Annotated in this window: 18 protein-coding genes; 17 read left to right on the top strand and 1 reads right to left on the bottom strand. The window is 46.6% G+C overall.

Translation table 11 applies throughout. The features are described 5' to 3' along the window. The first annotated feature begins 62 nt into the window (after window positions 1–62). From ACXAGP_RS21295 to ACXAGP_RS21285, 3 genes are read left to right on the top strand one after another with little or no spacing between them, the layout of a single operon-like run. Window positions 63–497: a nuclear transport factor 2 family protein gene (locus ACXAGP_RS21295; protein WP_475263782.1), complete on the top strand. Its 435-nt coding sequence runs from the start codon at window positions 63–65 to the stop codon at window positions 495–497. Continuing rightward, on the top strand, window positions 497–1765 hold the full coding sequence (locus tag ACXAGP_RS21290) for an NAD(P)/FAD-dependent oxidoreductase (protein ID WP_475263781.1): 1269 nt from the start codon (window positions 497–499) through the stop codon (window positions 1763–1765). The genes ACXAGP_RS21295 and ACXAGP_RS21290 overlap by 1 nt, the downstream gene beginning before the upstream one ends. A 2-nt stretch (window positions 1766–1767) precedes the next feature. Beyond that, window positions 1768–2523: a DUF1365 domain-containing protein gene (locus ACXAGP_RS21285; RefSeq protein WP_475263779.1), complete on the top strand. Its 756-nt coding sequence runs from the start codon at window positions 1768–1770 to the stop codon at window positions 2521–2523. A 16-nt stretch (window positions 2524–2539) separates the two neighbouring features. Here ACXAGP_RS21285 and ACXAGP_RS21280 read toward each other — a convergent pair whose 3' ends face one another. After that, complete coding sequence (locus ACXAGP_RS21280) at window positions 2540–4927, bottom strand: Lon protease family protein (RefSeq protein WP_475263778.1); 2388 nt, start codon at window positions 4925–4927, stop codon at window positions 2540–2542. Window positions 4928–5057: 130 nt separating this feature from the next. Between ACXAGP_RS21280 and ACXAGP_RS21275 the strand changes: the two genes are divergently transcribed. From ACXAGP_RS21275 to lipA, 14 genes are all read left to right on the top strand, one after another. Next, window positions 5058–5585 (top strand): SRPBCC domain-containing protein, encoded by a 528-nt coding sequence (locus ACXAGP_RS21275; RefSeq protein ID WP_475263776.1) that lies wholly within the window; start codon window positions 5058–5060, stop codon window positions 5583–5585. Between the two features lie 180 nt (window positions 5586–5765). Beyond that, complete coding sequence (leuS, locus tag ACXAGP_RS21270; protein ID WP_475263775.1) at window positions 5766–8348, top strand: leucine--tRNA ligase; 2583 nt, start codon at window positions 5766–5768, stop codon at window positions 8346–8348. Continuing rightward, window positions 8348–8875, top strand: a complete 528-nt coding sequence (locus ACXAGP_RS21265) for an LPS-assembly lipoprotein LptE (RefSeq protein WP_475263774.1) — start codon at window positions 8348–8350, stop codon at window positions 8873–8875. Before leuS ends, ACXAGP_RS21265 begins: the two co-directional genes overlap by 1 nt. Then, complete coding sequence (gene holA / locus ACXAGP_RS21260) at window positions 8875–9909, top strand: DNA polymerase III subunit delta (RefSeq protein ID WP_475263772.1); 1035 nt, start codon at window positions 8875–8877, stop codon at window positions 9907–9909. Before ACXAGP_RS21265 ends, holA begins: the two co-directional genes overlap by 1 nt. Before the next feature lie 106 nt (window positions 9910–10015). Beyond that, window positions 10016–10333: a ribosome silencing factor gene (gene rsfS, locus ACXAGP_RS21255; protein ID WP_338294862.1), complete on the top strand. Its 318-nt coding sequence runs from the start codon at window positions 10016–10018 to the stop codon at window positions 10331–10333. After that, window positions 10334–10804, top strand: a complete 471-nt coding sequence (gene rlmH, locus ACXAGP_RS21250) for a 23S rRNA (pseudouridine(1915)-N(3))-methyltransferase RlmH (protein ID WP_475263771.1) — start codon at window positions 10334–10336, stop codon at window positions 10802–10804. It abuts the gene before it with no gap. Between the two features lie 3 nt (window positions 10805–10807). After that, on the top strand, window positions 10808–12706 hold the full coding sequence (gene mrdA, locus ACXAGP_RS21245; RefSeq protein ID WP_475263769.1) for a penicillin-binding protein 2: 1899 nt from the start codon (window positions 10808–10810) through the stop codon (window positions 12704–12706). Further along, window positions 12696–13814: a rod shape-determining protein RodA gene (gene rodA, locus ACXAGP_RS21240; RefSeq protein ID WP_475263767.1), complete on the top strand. Its 1119-nt coding sequence runs from the start codon at window positions 12696–12698 to the stop codon at window positions 13812–13814. The genes mrdA and rodA overlap by 11 nt, the downstream gene beginning before the upstream one ends. Window positions 13815–13900: 86 nt before the next feature. Further along, window positions 13901–14929 (top strand): lytic murein transglycosylase B, encoded by a 1029-nt coding sequence (gene mltB, locus ACXAGP_RS21235; RefSeq protein WP_475263765.1) that lies wholly within the window; start codon window positions 13901–13903, stop codon window positions 14927–14929. A gap of 4 nt (window positions 14930–14933) precedes the next feature. Further along, window positions 14934–15731 carry a septal ring lytic transglycosylase RlpA family protein gene (locus ACXAGP_RS21230; protein ID WP_475263763.1) on the top strand — a complete coding sequence of 266 codons (798 nt, stop codon included), beginning with the start codon at window positions 14934–14936 and terminating at the stop codon, window positions 15729–15731. Window positions 15732–15860: 129 nt separating this feature from the next. After that, window positions 15861–17033, top strand: a complete 1173-nt coding sequence (locus tag ACXAGP_RS21225) for a serine hydrolase (RefSeq protein ID WP_475263762.1) — start codon at window positions 15861–15863, stop codon at window positions 17031–17033. A gap of 149 nt (window positions 17034–17182) precedes the next feature. Further along, the gene (gene ybeD, locus ACXAGP_RS21220; protein ID WP_475263761.1) at window positions 17183–17446 is read left to right on the top strand and encodes a DUF493 family protein YbeD; all 264 of its coding nucleotides are present in this window, start codon (window positions 17183–17185) and stop codon (window positions 17444–17446) included. A gap of 4 nt (window positions 17447–17450) precedes the next feature. Continuing rightward, entirely contained in the window at window positions 17451–18086 is a 636-nt protein-coding gene (gene lipB / locus ACXAGP_RS21215) for a lipoyl(octanoyl) transferase LipB (protein WP_475263760.1), read from the top strand. Beyond that, the gene (lipA, locus tag ACXAGP_RS21210) at window positions 18079–19041 is read left to right on the top strand and encodes a lipoyl synthase (RefSeq protein WP_475263758.1); all 963 of its coding nucleotides are present in this window, start codon (window positions 18079–18081) and stop codon (window positions 19039–19041) included. Before lipB ends, lipA begins: the two co-directional genes overlap by 8 nt. Window positions 19042–19072 lie beyond the last annotated feature (31 nt).

Raw genomic sequence — 19072 nt, 5'->3', positions numbered from 1 at the left:
GGATTAACTTTGATCTGAAAAACTCATTGAGTTGTATAAATCGCGAAACCTAAGGAAACCACATGTCAGTATTAGACACCTTTGCTCAGTTCTACAAAACACTGCATATAGATAACCTCCATCTGCTACGGGAAATCTACCATAGAGACATTGTGTTTGTTGATCCGGTGGGCCAGCACGAAGGCTTGTCAGTTGTGGAGGCCTATTTCAGGCATTTACTGGAAACCACCACTTCCTGTGAATTTGATATTAAACATGTGGTTGTACAGGACAGCTATGCTATTGCCCGTTGGGAGATGGCCTTACGCCACCCCAAACTGTCTGGTGGCAAGGTGATCAAACTAGATGGCACCAGTGAGTTGATAATCAAAAACGATAAGATTATTCAGCAAACCGACTTTTACGACATGGGCGCAATGTTTTATGAACATATTCCCGTTTTAAGCACATTAGTGCGATTTGTTAAAAATAAAATTAAAAACTATCAGGATTCATAGTGAGCAAAAAAATTGCAATCATCGGTACCGGCATTTCCGGATTAACCTGCGGATATCTACTGAACAAAAATAACGACATTACCCTATTCGAGGCGAATGACTATATCGGTGGCCATACTGCCACAGTGGATGTTGATTTTGGCGACCGCCGCTATGCCATCGATACCGGATTTATTGTATTTAATGACTGGACCTATCCCAACTTCATCAAGCTCATGAAGCACTTAGGCGTAGCTAGCCAACCCACGGAAATGAGTTTTAGTGTTAAAAATACCGCGCAAAACCTTGAGTATAACGGCAATACCATTAACACGCTGTTCGCCCAGCGAAGAAACATACTAAGGCCTAAATTTATTCGGATCGTCAGAGACATCCTCAAATTCAATAAAATATGCAAAGCAGAGCACAGCAAAGCGACTTTCGCAGACGAAGCCACGCTAGGTGACTTGATTGAAAAACACAACCTCAGTGATGATTTTGCGCAAAACTATATCTTACCCATGTGCGCCGCCATCTGGTCTTCAAGCCTTGAGAGTGTTAAAAAATTTCCATTGCGCTTCTTTTTGCAATTTTTTATGAATCACGGGCTGCTCAACATTACCGACCGACCGCAGTGGTACACACTTATTGGTGGTTCCCGCAGTTATATTAAGCCCCTGACCCGAAACTTTTCTGACAAAATCCACCTCAACAGCGGCGTGCAATCTGTAGCCAAGGTCGCCAATGGCTACCAAATAACATCACTGAACAGCGCCCTTGATGGCATCTATGACGAGGTGATCTTTGCCTGCCACAGCGACCAGGCGCTGGCAATGTTACAACACCCCACAGCTGAGCAAAGGAATATATTAGGTGCAATCCCCTATGCTAATAATGAGGTAGTACTGCACACGGATACGGAAATTCTGCCCAAACGTCCATTGGCCTGGGCTAGCTGGAACTACATGCTAGAGGGAGGCAGCGAAGAACAATTGGCCCCTGCAACCCTGACCTACGATATGAACATTCTGCAGCGCATAGAGTCCGACACCACGTTTTGCGTTACACTGAATGCCACCAGCAAAATTAACCCCAACAAGATCTTGCGCACCTTTAACTACGCCCACCCGCAATTCAGCGAGCAAACGATTGCCGCGCAGCAAAAGCGCAACCAAATATGTGGCGTTGATGGATTGCATTTCTGCGGTGCCTATTGGTACAACGGCTTCCACGAAGACGGATTGCGCAGTGCGTTGGATGTATGTGAACGGTTCGGCGAGTCGCTCTAGTTATGACCCAAACAGTAACCTCAGCCACCTATTCAAGTGCCCTGTATATCGGTGAAACCTGGCATCAGCGCTTTGTGCCTAAAAATCACAAATTCAAATACAACATTATGATGTTTTGGCTGGACCTGGATGAGGTGGCACTGCTGGACCAAAAGCTCAGTTTGTTCAGTGCTGAAAAGTTTAACTGGGTACAGTTTCGCCGCAGTGATTTCTTAACCAACAATCAGCAAAACCTGAAACAAGAGGTATTGCAAACCATGTCGGAAAAAGCGGGCACTCCTCTATCGGGCAAGGTGTTTTTGCTGTCACCACTGCGCATTCTCGGTATGTATTTCAGCCCGGTGAATTTTTATTATCTGCAAAATGACGCGGGAGAATTCAGCCATCTATTGGCAGAGGTGAGTAATACACCCTGGAATGAGCGCCACTGTTACCTGGTGGACCTGAAAGAGCAAAAAGATAGCGACAAAGCCTTTCATGTATCACCTTACAATCCCCTCGAAATGCAATACCGATGGAATATCAAACCGCCCGGCCACAAACTATTCCTGCAACTGGACTGTTTAAAAACCGACAAACACTTTACTGCCGCGATTGGCTTAAAACGCACGGAGTTAAGCAACAAAGCTATGGGTAAATCCCTGCTACAGTTTCCCCATATCACTCTTAAAACCCTGTTTGGCATTTACTGGCAAGCGTTAAAACTGTTCGTCAAACGGGTGCCAATATACGACCATCCCAAAAGCGCAGGACGATGACTTCCACTCAGTCTTGTTAGTCGTCCTCTGCCCCGTTAATGCAATCGGAAATACGCTTTAGTCTTTGCAGAGCTTTAAAGTTGACAGTGCCTTTAGGGAACTTACCTTTGGCGGAAAGTTTACCGGCATCAGTCCCGGTTAACAGGGTAACGGCTTCATCCACAGTGGCGACACAGTAGATGTTGAATACGCCTTTTTTAACGGCTTCAACCACTTTGCTGTCTAGCACCAGGTTAATCTGGTTAGATTTGGGCACAACCACACCTTGGTTTCCGGTAAAGCCACGGTGCTGACAAAGTTTAAAAAAGCCTTCAATCTTTTCGTTGACGCCGCCGATAGATTGCACTTCACCATACTGGTTAATGGAGCCGGTTATCGCCAGTTCTTGTCTTACCGGAATTCCCGTAAGCGCAGACAACAAAGCAATAAGTTCTGCCAGCGATGCACTGTCGCCATCTACATGACCATAGGATTGTTCAATGGCAATATTGGCTGACAAGGTGAGCGGAAAATCTTGCGCATATTTATGACCAAGATAGCCAGTTAGCAACATAACACCTTTGGAGTGAATGGACTGACCCAGCTCCACTTCCCTTTCGATATCCACGACACCATTAGATCCGGCATACACCGTAGAGGTGATACGCGCAGGGGTGCCGAAGACACTATCGCCGATTTCCAGTACCGTCAGGCCATTGACCTTACCCACGGCCTCTCCTTGGGTGTCGATAAGTACCTGACCTTCTTTGATATCGTCCAGTAATGCCTGGCTAATGCGACCACTGCGGCGTTTTTTCGCATCCAGCGCCTCATTAATATGGGAAACATCTATTTCCAGTTCACCTTTTTGGCGACAGAAAAAGGCGGCTTCTTGCAATAACTCAATCACATCGGCAAAGCGCGCCGAGAGACGTTCCTGATGCTCTGCCGTGCGCAAGCTGTATTCCACTAACTTGTGCATGGCAGGGTTAGAGATACTGGTAAGTTCCAGGCGTTTAACCTGATTGCGCACCCGCCCGACAAAGTCAAACAAGTTGGTCTTATTCAGCTCAATTTCTGAATCAAAATCCACCAAAACACGGAACAATTCCTCAAATTCATCATCGTATTCCTGCAGCATGTAATACAAGTCGCGAGTACCCAGCAAAATCACTTTCACGTTCAACGGTATTTGCTGTGGGTTGAGGGTGATGGAGTTAACCATGCCATAATCGTGTTGCGAAATATCCAGCTTCACTTCGCCAAACTTTAGTGCCAGCTTCAATGACTCCCAGACAAAGGGCTGCTGAATCATTTTATCGGCATCTAACAGTAAATAACCACCATTAGCTTTGTGTAACGCACCCGGTCGTATCATGCGGAAATTAGTAAACAACGACCCTTGCACGTTGCTGTATTCAATGCGGCCGAAAATATTCTGATACGTCGGGTTAGGCTCATACACCACCGGGGCACCACTGTCGGGCTCATGAGTGGTGATTATATTCGGCAGATATTGCTCTTCTAAAATTGTGCGTTTGTCGTATTCGTCGTGCTTGTCTTCTTTGCTGTCAGGAGCCAACACCTCCACCACGATTTTCACCAAATCTGGCTTCATTTGCCGCAGGAATTTAAGGATCCCCAATTCGGCACTGTATTTGTGCTCCAGCTGCTTCAATAGCGGTTTTATCGCTTGCTCCGCTGTCTCTTTTTTGAGTTTACGCAATCGCTCGGAAGATTCACGCTTCCATTGTGGCAACTCAATGAGCTTTTCATTGAGAATTTCTTCCAGGTCATCAATCAAGTCATAAAAGTACTGACGTTTTTCATCGGATAATTTGGCAAAGTCTTCATCTTCGATGGGTTTGCCGTCAATGATGGGGGAAAAACTGATGGTGCCGTCTTCCTCATACAAGGCAACACTCTTCTTTTGGGCGTAGATTTCTATCTCATCAATAACTTTGTCGTAACGCTGATCATAATCACGGGCCACTGCCGCTTTTTTGCGCTGATAACCTGGGTTATCGTATACCGCTGGAAAGGTATCCAACAGCTCATCAATCAGGCTATTGATTTCTTTGACAAGCTGCTTGCCCTCACCCGGCGTTAAGCGCAATGCGATGGGTTCTCGCTCATCATCGAAGTTATTGATGTAACACCAGTCAAATGGTGTGTCAGTTTTGCTTACAAATTTTTCAACGTATTCATGCACCAAGGTATAGCGCCCGGTCGCATGCTCGCCCATCACATAAAGATTGTAACCACTGGCATCGATGCCAAGACCAAATTCCAGAGCTTCTCTGGCTCTCTCCTGACCAATAAAGGTACTGTGTAGCACCGCATCGTCTTTGAGTGCGTGATTGATCAAACGCTTGTGAATATTGGCGGACAGATGTTCTGGTTCCAGCGGCGCAATTGGCTTCATAATTTCCTTAGCATATCGGCATTTTGCTTATTTTCATGTCTAGTGAAACTTGATTATTTGTCGCTGTCAAACCATGATTCGCTAAAGGCAATTCTTTGCCCAATTTTCACTCGAATTTCCGGACTAAATTATGCAAATTAAAAACACAATCACTTCTCTATTGTTGTCCGTTTCTTGCTGTTTAACAGCGCAAGCAGAGGTATTAAGCGTTGCAGAGCACGGCTTTATTATTGAAAACAGCATTACTACGGATGCTTCGCAGCAGGAAGCCTGGCGAGCCCTTATCGACCATCCCGACAAATGGTGGCCAGCAGATCACACCTGGTGGGGCAAAGCAGAAAACCTCAGCATTGATGAGCAAGCGGGCGGTTGTTTTTGTGAAGTCGCAGGTAATAACTCAGCGGAACACATGCGTATCAGTTTTGTAGACCAGTACAATCTCTTGCGCATGACAGGTGGCTTGGGACCTTTGCAGGGTATGGGCATGCAAGGTGCGTTAGATTGGAGTTTTTCCGTAACCGAAGAAGGTAAAACCCAAATTAACCTGAAATACACGGTAGCGGGCATTAATCCCGGTGGTTATGACACCCTGGCCCCAATTGTTGACAAGGTGCAGGCACAACAATTGGGTGGACTGGGGGAATTCCTGAAAAAATAAGGTTTTCTTCGCCCTTTGCAGTGCAAATCACCAATATACACACGAATTGTTATTTTTAAGGCTTGAGGCACCAATTAACGGTTGTTCCGCAATAGCGCTCTGAGGTATTCTTAGCGCAATTTTATCTCTCGGAAAATGAATGCCGAGACAGCGAATAAAGTAGTTTAAACGGAATCCTGAATGACCGCAGAATACAGCCCACAAGAATTAGAATCCAACGTTCAAAAATATTGGCAAGAAAACCAGACTTTTAAAGCCACTGAAGATGACAATAAAGACAAGTTTTATTGTCTCTCCATGTTCCCCTATCCCAGTGGTCGTCTACATATGGGTCATGTGCGTAACTACAGTATCGGCGATGTAATTAGTCGCTATCAAAGAATGCAGGGTAAAAACGTGCTGCAACCTATAGGTTGGGATGCCTTTGGTTTACCAGCGGAAAATGCCGCTATCCAGAATAAAACCGCCCCCGCTAAGTGGACTTACGCCAATATCGAATACATGAAACAGCAATTGCTGTCATTGGGATTTGGCTACGATTGGGACCGCGAACTGGCCACCTGTAAAAAAGACTATTATCAGTGGGAACAGTGGTTCTTTACCCGCCTGTACGAAAAAGGTCTGGTGTACCGCAAAAATTCAACCGTGAACTGGGATCCGGTTGACCAAACTGTCCTGGCCAACGAGCAGGTTATTGATGGTCGTGGATGGCGCTCAGGTGCCCTGGTGGAACAAAAAGAGATCCCGCAGTGGTTTATTAAAATTACCGACTACGCGCAAGAGCTGTTAGATGATCTGGACAAGCTGGAAGGCTGGCCAGAGCAAGTTAAAGCCATGCAGCGCAACTGGATTGGTCGCTCAGAAGGTGTGGAAATGACTTTCCAGGTGGCGGATAGCGATGATTCCTTTGATATCTACACTACTCGCCCGGATACTCTGATGGGCGTGACTTATGTTGCTTTAGCTGCACAGCATCCGCTGGCGCTTGAAGCCGCAAAGAACAACGCTGAATTGGCGGCGTTTATCGAAGAGTGCAAAAATACCAAAGTCGCCGAAGCGGACTTGGCCACCATGGACAAAAAAGGCTGTGCTACTGGTCTGATGGCCATCCACCCACTAACCGGCGAACAAGTGCCAGTGTGGGTAGCAAACTTTGTCTTGATGGATTACGGCTCAGGCGCAGTAATGGCGGTTCCGGGACACGATCAACGAGATTGGGAATTCGCGACTAAATACGATTTGGAAATAAAGCAGGTTATCGCAGCCACTGGTGACAGCGAATGTGATTTAAGCAAAGCCGCCTACACAGAAAAAGGCCTGCTGATTAATTCCGGCGAATTCGATGGCCTGACGAGCGAAGCGGCGTTTAAAGCCATCGCTGACAAGCTCATTGCTGAGCAAAAAGGTAATATCAAGGTTAATTTCCGCTTGCGCGATTGGGGTGTTTCACGCCAACGCTATTGGGGTACGCCGATCCCTATGATCAATCTGGAAGATGGCTCCTCAGCACCCGTACCACCAGAGCAACTGCCGGTAGAATTGCCTGAAGATGTGACGATGGACGGCGTAACATCGCCAATTAAAGCCGACCCTCAATGGCGTAAAACCGAATACAACGGCCAACCAGCAGAACGTGAAACCGATACCTTTGATACCTTCATGGAATCAAGCTGGTACTACGCCAAGTACAGCTCCCCTTCCAATGAGCAAATGCTCAACCCAGAAGAGGCCAACCACTGGTTGCCGGTAGATCAATACATTGGTGGTATTGAACACGCAATCCTGCATTTGTTGTACGCCCGTTTCTTCCACAAATTGTTGCGCGATGAAGGTTTAGTTAATTCTGATGAGCCCTTCACCCGCCTGCTTTGTCAGGGCATGGTGTTAGCCGACTCCTTCCGTCGCAAAGACGAAAAAGGCGGCGATATCTGGTTTAACCCTGCCGACGTTGAAGTGCAGCGCGACGAAAAAGGTCGTGTAATCTCAGCCATTTTGAAATCTGACGGTCAGCCTGTTGAACACTGTGGCATGACTAAGATGTCGAAATCGAAAAACAACGGTGTTGATCCACAATCGGTTATCGAACTTTATGGTGCCGATACTATCCGTTTGTTTACTATGTTTGCTGCGCCACCAGAGCAAACTCTGGAATGGGTAGATTCGGCAGTTGAAGGGGCGCACCGCTTCCTGAAGCGTTTCTGGCGCTATGTCACCGAAAACGTTGCACAAGGCGAAGTTGAGGCAGTCAACCCTGAAGCATTAAATGCCAACCAGAAAGCATTGCGTCGCGACTTGCACAAAACCATTGCCAAAGTCTCTGACGATATTAACCGTCGCCAGACCTTTAACACGGCCATTGCGGCCATTATGGAACTACTCAATGGCGCTCAAAAGGCGCCTCAGGAAAGTGCTCAAGATCGCGCTGTTGCGCGAGAAGTGGCAACGGCTATGACGCAAATGCTAAACCCTATCACACCGCATATCTGTCATGAGCTTTGGAAAATTCTCGGCCATGATTCTGATATCGAATCATCTGGTTGGCCGGTGGCAGACAATGCCGCTATGGTAGAAGACGAAAAACTTATTGTTGTGCAGGTGAACGGTAAGGTTAGAGCTAAGATCACCGTGGCAGCTGATGCCAGTAAAGAAGCAGTAGAAAAGATCGGTACAGAACACGAAAACGTGAAAAACTTTACGGAAGGTAAAACCATTCGCAAGGTGATTTACGTACCGGGCAAACTACTCAATATTGTGGCCAACTAGTGACTGGCCGCAGCCCCTATCGCCTATATTGGCTATTGCTTGTTGTCGCAGCCCTGCTTACCAGCGGCTGTGGCTTCAAGCTGCGCAACGATTTCCAACTAGACTCGCGCTTTCAAAAAGTGCGGGTACTCAACGCCAGTCAAAAAACGCCGCTTACGGAAACTTTGATCAAACGCCTGGATATTTATTCCGCCGATATTATCAATCGCAGCAATCCAAAACAGCATCACGAATTTTCGGTACCTACCCTGTTTATCATGCCGGAAAGGCTAGAGCGCAAATTGCTATCGCTTTTCCCCACAGGACAGGTGGCGGAGTATGAGCTGCTGTATTATTGCCAGTACCAATTGCAAATGCCAAACGGCGATATTCAAGATTATTCATTTGAGCTTACTCGAGAATATCAAGATGATCCTGATGAGGTGCTAGCGAAGTCCAGAGAGCTGAACCTGATCTTGTCAGAAATGCGCCGTCAGGCAGCGGATCGCATTATTCGGCAGCTCAGCAAAACCCAATATCAAAACTGATGCAAGTTTACCCTAATCAGCTAAGCGCCCAGCTCAACAAACGCTTACCGAATCAAATTTTACTGTTCGGTGAAGAACCTCAGCAAAAACTGGAAGCCTTACAGAAGGTTCGCGATACCGCTCAGAAGCAGGGTTTTACTGAACGGCACAGCCTGGTGGCCGACAATCAATTCGAATGGCAACATCTGATTGATGCCTATCAAAGCATGAGTCTGTTTGCTGAACGACAACTCATAGAACTGGAAATTCCCACCGGTAAACCCGGTACCGAAGGTGCCAAAACCCTGTTGGAAATCAGCGCTAAAGACAACCCCGATATCGTTTTAGTTGTGCATGGCGGTAAAATCGGTAAAGACGTACAGAATACAAAATGGTTCAAAGCCTTGGATAAACAAGGTATTTACGTGCCTTGCTTTGTTCCAGAAGGCAACCGACTGGCGCAATGGATCTCAGGTAAACTCAGTGAAAATGGCATCAATAATACGCCAGAGTTAGTAGGCTTTTTCTGCGATTTTTTCGAAGGTAATTTGATTGCTGCTGTGCAGGAAATGGAAAAGCTAAAGCTGCTCTTCCCTGACGGTAACGTATCCAGACAAGATATTGCCAGCATGGTGTCAGAGCAATCTCGTTACAACGTATTCCAATTGACCGATGCTATATTAGCTGGCGATGCCCAGCGCAGTATTAAGTTATTGGGACGACTGGAAAGCGAAGGCATAGAGCCAGTGATTATCTGCTGGGCGCTGGTGAGAGAATGGCAAGTGCTGGACGCTTTGTCATCAGCAATGGCTCTATCCCATCCCACAGACAGGGTGTTCAGCCAGCACCGAATATGGAAAAACAAACAGTCTGGTTATCTCAATTTGCTCAGACGCCTTGATCAGCAGCAACTAATGGAGATCAGAGACAAATTATCCGCTTTTGATGTTGCCGTAAAAAGTAGTGCAATTAAGCGCCCCTATGTGGAACTGTGCCACTTGTGTTTGTTGTTTATACCGATGGCGCTAACTAACCTGCAGATGGATTACGCTTGAGGTAGTTTGGGTATATGTAATCACTTTTAATGACGTTATTTTATAAGCCATCCCATTGCGGTTGCTTTATACTAAAGTAGTAGAGTAAATGAAATCAGGAGAAAAATTGGAGCACGAAGAACTTAAACGCTTCGTTAAACACCAAATCGAAGACGTAAAAGGCAGAGACATTATTGATATTGATGTTACCGGTAAAAGTAGTGTTACCGACACCATGTTAATTTGTTCAGGCAATTCCAAACGACACGTAGTCTCAATCGCGCAAAACCTTGTGCAGCAAAGCAAACAGCTAGGCGAAAAGCCATTGAATGTCCAGGGTCAGGATACTGGCGAATGGGTATTGATAGACTATGGTGACGTTGTGGTTCATGTCATGCAAGACGAAACCCGAGATTTTTATCAGTTAGAAAAAATTTGGAATTAAATGCACATTAATGTCGTTGCCGTGGGCAACAAAATGCCAGACTGGGTCAGCCGTGGCGTAGAGGAGTATTTGCGCCGAATGCCACCTGACTATCGCGTATCATTCACCGAAATCCCACCTGGCAAACGCACGAAAAATGCTGATATAGCTCGAATTCTGCAAAAAGAAGGCGAGCTTATCCAAAACGTCATTCCCAAGGGCAACAGAGTGATCGCTTTAGAGGTAACTGGCGCTGCGTGGGACACCCATAAGCTGGCACAGAACATGGAAAAGTGGCAACTGGACGGGCGCAATGTTAGCCTTATGATCGGTGGCCCGGAAGGATTATCCAAAGATTGTTTGAACCTTGCTGAACAAAAATGGTCACTATCTCCATTGACACTTCCTCACCCTCTGGTGCGCATTATCGTTGCAGAGAGTCTTTTCCGGGGTTGGTCACTGAACAATAACCACCCATATCACAGAGAGTAAAGGATGGCGCCAAAGCGCGTAGTCATTAGAGATCATTCGGCTGAAGCTAACCTGTTTGCTCGTCGAGCCTTAATCGCCATGATAGTTATTACTATGATGGCAGGCGCATTGCTCTTTAATTTATATCACTTGCAAGTGACCCGTTACGACGATTATCAAACTCGCTCCAACGGCAATCGCATCAAGGTTTTGCCGGTCGCCCCTAATCGGGGGCTGATTTATGATCGCAATGGCGTATTACTAGCGGAAAATAAGCCCGTTTTTAGTTTGCAGCTAGTTCCAAATGAAGTTAAAGACCTCAAATCAACGGTGTCTGAATTAGCGCAATTACTCTCTATTTCAGACGCCGACGTAGAAGATTTTTATAAAGATTATCGCCGCCAAAGACGCTTTAAACCCGTCACACTGCTGAATCGCTTAAGAAAAGAAAACGTCGCTTTATTCTCCGCACAACAACACCGTTTTCCCGGCGTATCGATTGAGGCGCGCTTGACCCGCCACTATCCCTTTGGCGATACCTTCACTCACGTTTTGGGTTACGTGGCGAAAATCAACCAAAAAGACTTAAAGAAACTTCAGGAAGCCGGGCAAGAGGCCAATTACGCAGCCACTTATGACATTGGCAAACTCGGCATCGAAAAATACCACGAGAGGATTTTACACGGGCAAGTGGGCTCTCAGGAAGTAGAAGTGAATAACCAGGGCCGTATTATCCGCACCCTCAATTTTGTTCCACCAGTTCCTGGCAAGGACATCACGCTCAACATCGATGTTAAGCTACAACAGGTAGCTCAAAAAGCCCTCGAAAATAACAGAGGGGCCGTTGTGGTGATTGATGCAAGAGATGGCGGTGTACTGGCGCTATATAGTAACCCGGCTTATGATCCCAATTTGTTCGTGCATGGTATCAGCTCCAAAAATTATCGCGGCCTGCTTAACTCTGCAGATAAACCGCTGATCAACCGGGCTACCCAAGGGCAGTATCCACCGGCTTCCACGGTAAAGCCGCATTTAGCACTACTGGGCCTGGAGAAAAACTACACCCGACTCAATAGCACTATTTTCGACCGAGGCGTATTCCAATTAAAAAACGTTAGCCATAAATGGCGAGATTGGCTGTCTTGGGGTCATGGTCACGTCAATGTTACGGCAGCAATTGAACAATCCTGCGACACTTATTTTTATGATCTGGCCTACCGTATGGGAATTGATGAGATCAGTGGTTATATGGCGCAATTCGGCTTTGGTGAATACTCCGGCCTGGATCTTTATGAAGAGTCGAGTGCCATCTTACCTTCTCGAGGTTGGAAAAAAGCCCGCATGAATGAGCCCTGGTATATGGGAGATACCATTGTCGTGGGCATTGGTCAGGGCCCGTGGACGGCAACGCCAGTGCAGCTCGCAAGCTCAGTAACCGCATTGGTTAACCATGGCAAGCGCTTCGTACCGCAAATCTATAGAGGCATCTATCAGGAAGGGCAAACCATTGTTGCAGAGCCGAAAACCCGAGCTCCGATAGAAATCAATGATGTCACCAACTGGCATATTGTGTTGGATGCCATGTACGGTGTTAACCATCGCGAAAAAGGCACGGCGCGAAAGTCATTTAGTGATGCACCTTATGTTTCTGCGGGTAAAACCGGGACAGCTCAGCTAGTTTCCATTGCCCAAGGAGAAAAGTATGATGCTGAAAAACTGGACGAAAGGCATCGAGACAACGCCATGTATGTTGGATTTGCCCCCTATGACGACCCTGAAATAGTGGTAGCTGTGGCGGTAGAAAATGCGGGCAGTGGCAGCGCCGAAGCCGGTCCGGTGGCGCGCATGATTATGGACCAATATTTTGCCACTGATAATGTGACGATTGCCCAAAATACGGCTAAGGAAAACCATGAGTTCTGAGAAGTTAGACTCCCGGAATCAATCATTTCTGTACAAGATCCACATTGATGGGCCCCTGCTTTTGGGCCTTTTGACCTTGATGATTGTCGGCTTATTTACCATCTACTCTGCCGGTGGACAAGATTGGGCATTAGTGCAGCGCCAGATTATCCGATTGGGTGTCGCCACCACAGTTATGCTGGCGTTGGCACAGGTATCACCTACCGTATTTCGACGATTGTCAGTTTACATTTACCTCACAGGCATACTGCTACTCATCGCGGTATTGGTAGTGGGGGTAACCGGTAAAGGTGCCCAACGCTGGCTGGATTTGGGCTTTTTTCGCTTCCAACCTTCAGAATTATTGAAATTGGCAGTACCCATGATGATTGCCTGGTACATCGGCCGGAAAAACCTGCCCCCCAGAACGCTCAATGTATTTGTCGCTCTGATACTCGTGTTAACCCCCACATTGCTTATTGCCAAACAGCCGGATTTAGGGACTTCCTTACTTATTGCCAGCTCCGGTATTTTTGCCATATTTCTGGCGGGATTACGCTGGAAACTGCTTAGTATGTTTGCTATTGCACTATCAGCATTTACACCGATATTGTGGTTTTTCCTGATGAAGGACTATCAAAAACAGCGCGTGCTGACCTTTATGAACCCTGAGTCGGACCCATTGGGCTCGGGTTATCATATTATCCAATCAAAAATAGCTATCGGCTCGGGTGGTATGGAAGGAAAAGGCTGGCTGCAAGGTACTCAATCTCAACTTGAATTTTTACCAGAACGTCACACCGATTTTATCTTTTCTGTGTTTAGTGAAGAATTTGGCTTTTTAGGCGTGCTTTTATTGGTAGCTTTGTACTTATTTATCGTATCGCGAGGCATGCTTATCGCATTTCGTGCTCAAGAGGCCTACAGTAAATTACTCGCAGGCAGTATCACCCTCACCTTCTTTGTTTATGTGTTTGTCAATATGGGCATGGTTTCGGGTATTTTACCGGTAGTAGGTGTGCCTTTGCCTTTAGTGAGTTATGGTGGCACATCAATGGTGACATTGATGGCAGGATTTGGCATTCTAATGTCTGTAGCAACCCGACGAAAGTTGCTATCCAGAGAATAATGATAATTTTCGTTTAACAATAATCAGACCAAAGCAACGTGGAATAAAAACAAAAACAAAATTCCACTAACAACGAGGCTATTGGCATGTGTGCGCTAAAAAATATCAGCAGGCAATATCTCATTGCACTGCTTGGCTGTGTATGTCTATCCACGCCAACTTCAGCAATGGCTCAAAATACTGAGTCAAGAGATGCTGAAACCGAGGCAAAGGTGGAAGCTTTTATCAACTCTACTGTCCAGGAATACGGGTTAGATCCTGAGTTCGTGCGCAGCACAGTTAACCGGGCTCAAAAAAATAGTCAGGTGCTTGAAGCAATTGCCCGACCATGGGAAGCCAAACCCTGGCATCAATATCACCCTATTTTCCTCACCGAAAAACGCCTTGAGCGAGGTACCGCCTTCTGGCAAAAACACCGTGAAACACTGGAACGGGCCGAAGCTGAATTAGGTGTGCCTGCCCATATTATTGTGGCCATCATCGGTGTAGAAACCTTCTATGGCTCATACACGGGTAAATACTCTGTGTTAGACTCGCTGTACTCGTTAGGTTTTTATTATCCACCTCGTTCCAAATTCTTCAAAAAGGAACTGGCGCAATATCTGAAACTGGTACAAGAAGAACAGTGGGATCCCCAGGCCGCTATGGGCTCTTATGCTGGTGCTATGGGCTGGGGACAGTTTATCAGTTCCAGTTATCGTCATTACGCAATCGACTTTGATGGCGATGGCAAACGCGACCTGATGAATAACCCGGTAGATGCCATCGGCAGTGTGGCTAATTACTTCAAATTACACAAATGGCGTGCAGGACAACCTGTAGCCTACCGAGCATCGGTTACCGATAAAACAGCATTGGATTTACTGGATTCTGACCTCGCTATTAAGCACACCTGGCAAGAACTGTCAGATGCTGGTGTTGTACTGCAAGATACAGAGCTATCGTTATCTGGTTCGACTCCTGCCAAATTGCTCTCTCTGGAATTAGAAGAAGGCCAAGAATACTGGCTGGTACTGGACAATTTTTACGTGATCACCCGCTACAACCACAGCCCACTTTACGCCATGGTGGTATATCAATTCAGTGAGCAACTCAAAGCGGTAATGCAGAGGTAAGATCATGACTCGGCTATGGATTCTGACAATCATTGTTGCGCTTAGTGGCTGTGTGTCTTCCGGTCGCTATAGCCAAAAACACGATTCTGCGCCGCGCCATATTCCGGTGGAAGTGAACCTTAATGCAGCTGAGCCACAATATGTGGAGTATAAAGAAGCCAACAGTCGCCCCTACACCGTATTAGGCAAACATTACTTCCCCATGTCTGAAGGCAAAGGTTACGAAGCCGAAGGCGAAGCGTCCTGGTATGGCCAAAAGTTTCATGGCCACCTGACAGCCAACGGCGAAGTCTATAACATGTATGAGCTGACGGCGGCCCACAAAACCTTACCACTGCCCTCTTTTGTAAGAGTCACCAACACTGACAATAACAAATCCACCATTGTCAGAGTTAATGATCGCGGTCCTTTTCACAACAATCGGATTATTGACCTCTCATGGGCAGCAGCTCGTAAATTGGATATTCTTAAAACGGGCACAGCCCATGTTAAGTTAGAGGTGATCCACGTAGATAAAAACGGTACGGTCACCATTGGTCGTGAAGAAGTAAAACCTGAACCGGAGAGTAGCGACAAAGGCACCTTCATTCAGGTGGCCGCGTTAGCCGATGAACAGAGAGCCAATGAATTGGCGCGAGGCCTTGCGCAACTTTATCAAGTACCCACTTATACGCCTGAAACAGACGGAGTTTTCCGCTTGCGCCTGGGTCCATTGAGCGGTGATATCGATCCTGAGAAATTATTACAGGATCTGCGCAGCTCCGGTTTTGTGGAAGCCTTTAAATTAATACAAAATGAATGAAGCGCTAACACCACACAAAATTTAACGATTGGTTTTTCATTACACCCCGTGTATCTGTTATATTACCGCGGGTTTGCATAGTCTTCACGGAAGAGACTCAGTTTTCAACACAGATAAGTCGGATCGAAAATGACTAAAAACAAGAAACTTTTTTCTTTTATTGCAGCTGTTGCGCTCTCGGTTAGCGCCATCTCAAACACCATTGCAGCTGTTATTGTGCCTCCACCACCAGAGGTAAATGCCCAGGGCCATATTTTACTGGACTACACCACTGGTCACATTATTTCTGAGCACAATGCGGATATCAGATTGAATCCGGCCAGTTTAACCAAAATGATGACCTTGTACGTGATTGGTCAGGAGCTCAATGCCGGTAATATCCAGTTAAACGATATGGTCACCATATCCGAAAATGCCTGGGCTAAGAACTTCCCTGATTCCTCTAAAATGTTCATCGAAGTGGGCACTGAGGTGTCAGTTGAAGACTTGATCCACGGTATCGTTGTTCAAAGCGGTAACGACGCTTGTGTCGCCATGGCTGAGCATATCGCTGGTAGTGAGTCCGCGTTTGCCACTATGATGAATTCTTATGCCGCCAAACTAGGCATGAGCACCACCAATTTTGTTAACTCTCACGGCTTACACGATGAAAGCCATTATACTTCGCCTCGCGATATGTCTTTACTTGCAGCTGCACTTATCAGAGACGTACCCGATGCCTATAAGTATTATTCCGTTAAAGAGTTCACCTACAACGGCATTAAGCAATACAACCGCAATAGCTTGCTGTGGGATCGCAGCATGAGTGTTGACGGTATCAAAACTGGCTATACCTCAGATGCTGGCTACAGCTTGATCACTTCTGGTACGCAAGACAACATGCGCCTAATCAGCGTAGTAATGGGTACCGAGAGTGAAAGAGCGCGTAAAGTAGAAAACAAAAAACTCCTTAAATACGGCTTCCGCTTTTATGAAACCGTCGTTCCCTACACCGCCGGCGAGAGTTTTGTCTCCCATCGTATCTACATGGGTGACAGAGAAACCGTAGATCTGGGAATAACGGTAAATACGCCCATCACCATTCCTCGTGGTCAGCGCAAAAACCTGCAAGCGAACTTTGAACTGAACGAAAAACTGGAAGCGCCTTTAGAAAAAGGTGAAGTTGTGGGTACGCTTTACCTGCAACTGGAAGGTGAAGACATCGCGGAATACCCGCTGGTGACGCTACAGTCTGTTGCAGAAGGTGGCTTCTTTAGTCGCATGATGGACTATGCAAAACTCAAGCTAGGCTTGGAAGACTAATTCTTTAACTTCTCCCCCATCAACTCAAGTTTACAGTTATGTTGCCCCAACGGGGCAACATCGCTCTGAGATATAGCTTCTCAATATACCATTCCACTACCAGTATCAGGTATAATCCCCCGATTGTTTTAAGTTTTAGAGTTGAAGTCATGGATACACGTTTCGATGAACTATTAGAATTTCCTTGCAACCAGACCTTTAAAGTCATGGGTGTTGCCGGTGAGCAATTGCCTTTGGATGTGATCGCCTGTTTACAGAAACTGGCGCCGGGAGATTATAATCCTACGATCAAACCCAGCTCAAAAGGCAACTACCACTCGGTTTCAGTGAGTGTTCGAGTCACCAGTAAGGAGCACATGGAAACGGTTTACACAGAATTGGGTAACCTCGAATTGGTAAAGGTTGTGCTTTAATTCCATGATTATCCGAGAACTTGGCAGACAGGACTACATTCCGATTTGGAATGCCATGCAGTCTTTTACCGACGAACGAGACAAAGACACGCCAGATGAAATCTGGTTGGTTGAGCACAATCCGGTTTTTACCCAAGGTCAGGCAGGAAAAGCAGAGCACATCCTCGCTCCCGGCGATATCCCCGTAGTTCAAGTCGACCGCGGGGGGCAAGTGACCTACCACGGTCCGGGTCAGCAAATGATGTATATTTTGCTGGACATCAGACGTTTAAAAACAGGCGTCAGAGAGCTGGTTACAGCGCTGGAACAATGTATTGTGAATACCCTGGCGAAAAACAACGTAGAAGCCTATGCCAAGGCTGATGCGCCAGGTGTTTATGTCAACGAGCAAAAAGTCTGTTCCGTTGGTTTGCGCATCAGAAAAGGCTGCTCTTTTCACGGTCTGGCATTTAACGTCAATATGGATTTAGCGCCTTTTCAACGTATTAATCCGTGCGGTTACCAAGGGCTTGAGATGATTGACAGTGCCCGTTTGGGTGCGGTGGCTGAACTGCAAAGTGCCGGACGAATGATTGTAGAAGAATTTTGTGCCCTGACAGGTATTCAGGAATTCACTTATAAAGAAGGTTTCAATGAGTAATGCAAAACCAGCAGCAGGCGTAAAGCTGCGCGATGACGAAAAAGTAAAACACATTCCCATCACTATTATTCCCACTGAAAAAGCGGAAATGCTGCGCAAGCCTGAGTGGATCAAAATAAAGCTGCCCAGAACCACTGACCGCATTGAAAATATTAAAAAAACCCTGAGAGCAAACAAGCTGCACTCAGTGTGTGAAGAAGCCAGCTGCCCGAATCTGGCAGAGTGTTTCAATCACGGTACCGCCACCTTCATGATACTGGGCGATATCTGCACCAGACGTTGCCCATTCTGCGACGTGGCCCACGGTAAACCTCTACCACCTAACGCAGAAGAGCCTATTAAACTGGCTAAAACCATTGCTGAAATGCAATTGAAGTACGTGGTGATCACCTCCGTAGATAGAGATGATCTGCGCGACGGTGGCGCTCAGCATTTTGTAGATTGTATTAATGCCATCAGAGAGCACAGCCCCAGCACCAAGATTGAAGTGTTGGTACCGGATTTCAGAGGGCGCATGGACAGAGCCTTGGAAATCTTTAAAAACGGCGTGCCGGATGTATTCAACCACAACCTGGAAACCATTCCTCGTTTGTACCGAGAATGTCGCCCCGGGGCTAACTATCAATGGTCTTTAGATCTATTGAAGAAGTTCAAAGCACAACACCCAGACGTCGCGACAAAATCAGGCTTGATGATGGGTATGGGTGAAGAGATCGAAGAAATCGAAACGGTACTGGCAGACTTGCGTGCCCACGATGTGGATATGCTCACCTTGGGCCAATACTTACAGCCCAGTAAGCACCACTACCCGGTTAAACGCTATGTGCACCCTGATGAGTTTAATGCGTTAAAAGACAAAGCAGATGAACTTGGCTTTTTACATGCGGCTTGTGGCCCGCTGGTGCGCTCCAGCTACCACGCAGACAAACAAGCGGCGGGTGAAGAGGTTAAATAACCCAATAAACGGAGTCTGCGCTCGCAGGCTC

The sequence above is a fragment of the Planctobacterium sp. AWM4_229 genome, from assembly GCF_056160305.1.
The sequence above is the reverse complement of the archived record's forward strand: the minus strand, read 5'-3'. Positions and strand labels throughout refer to the sequence as shown.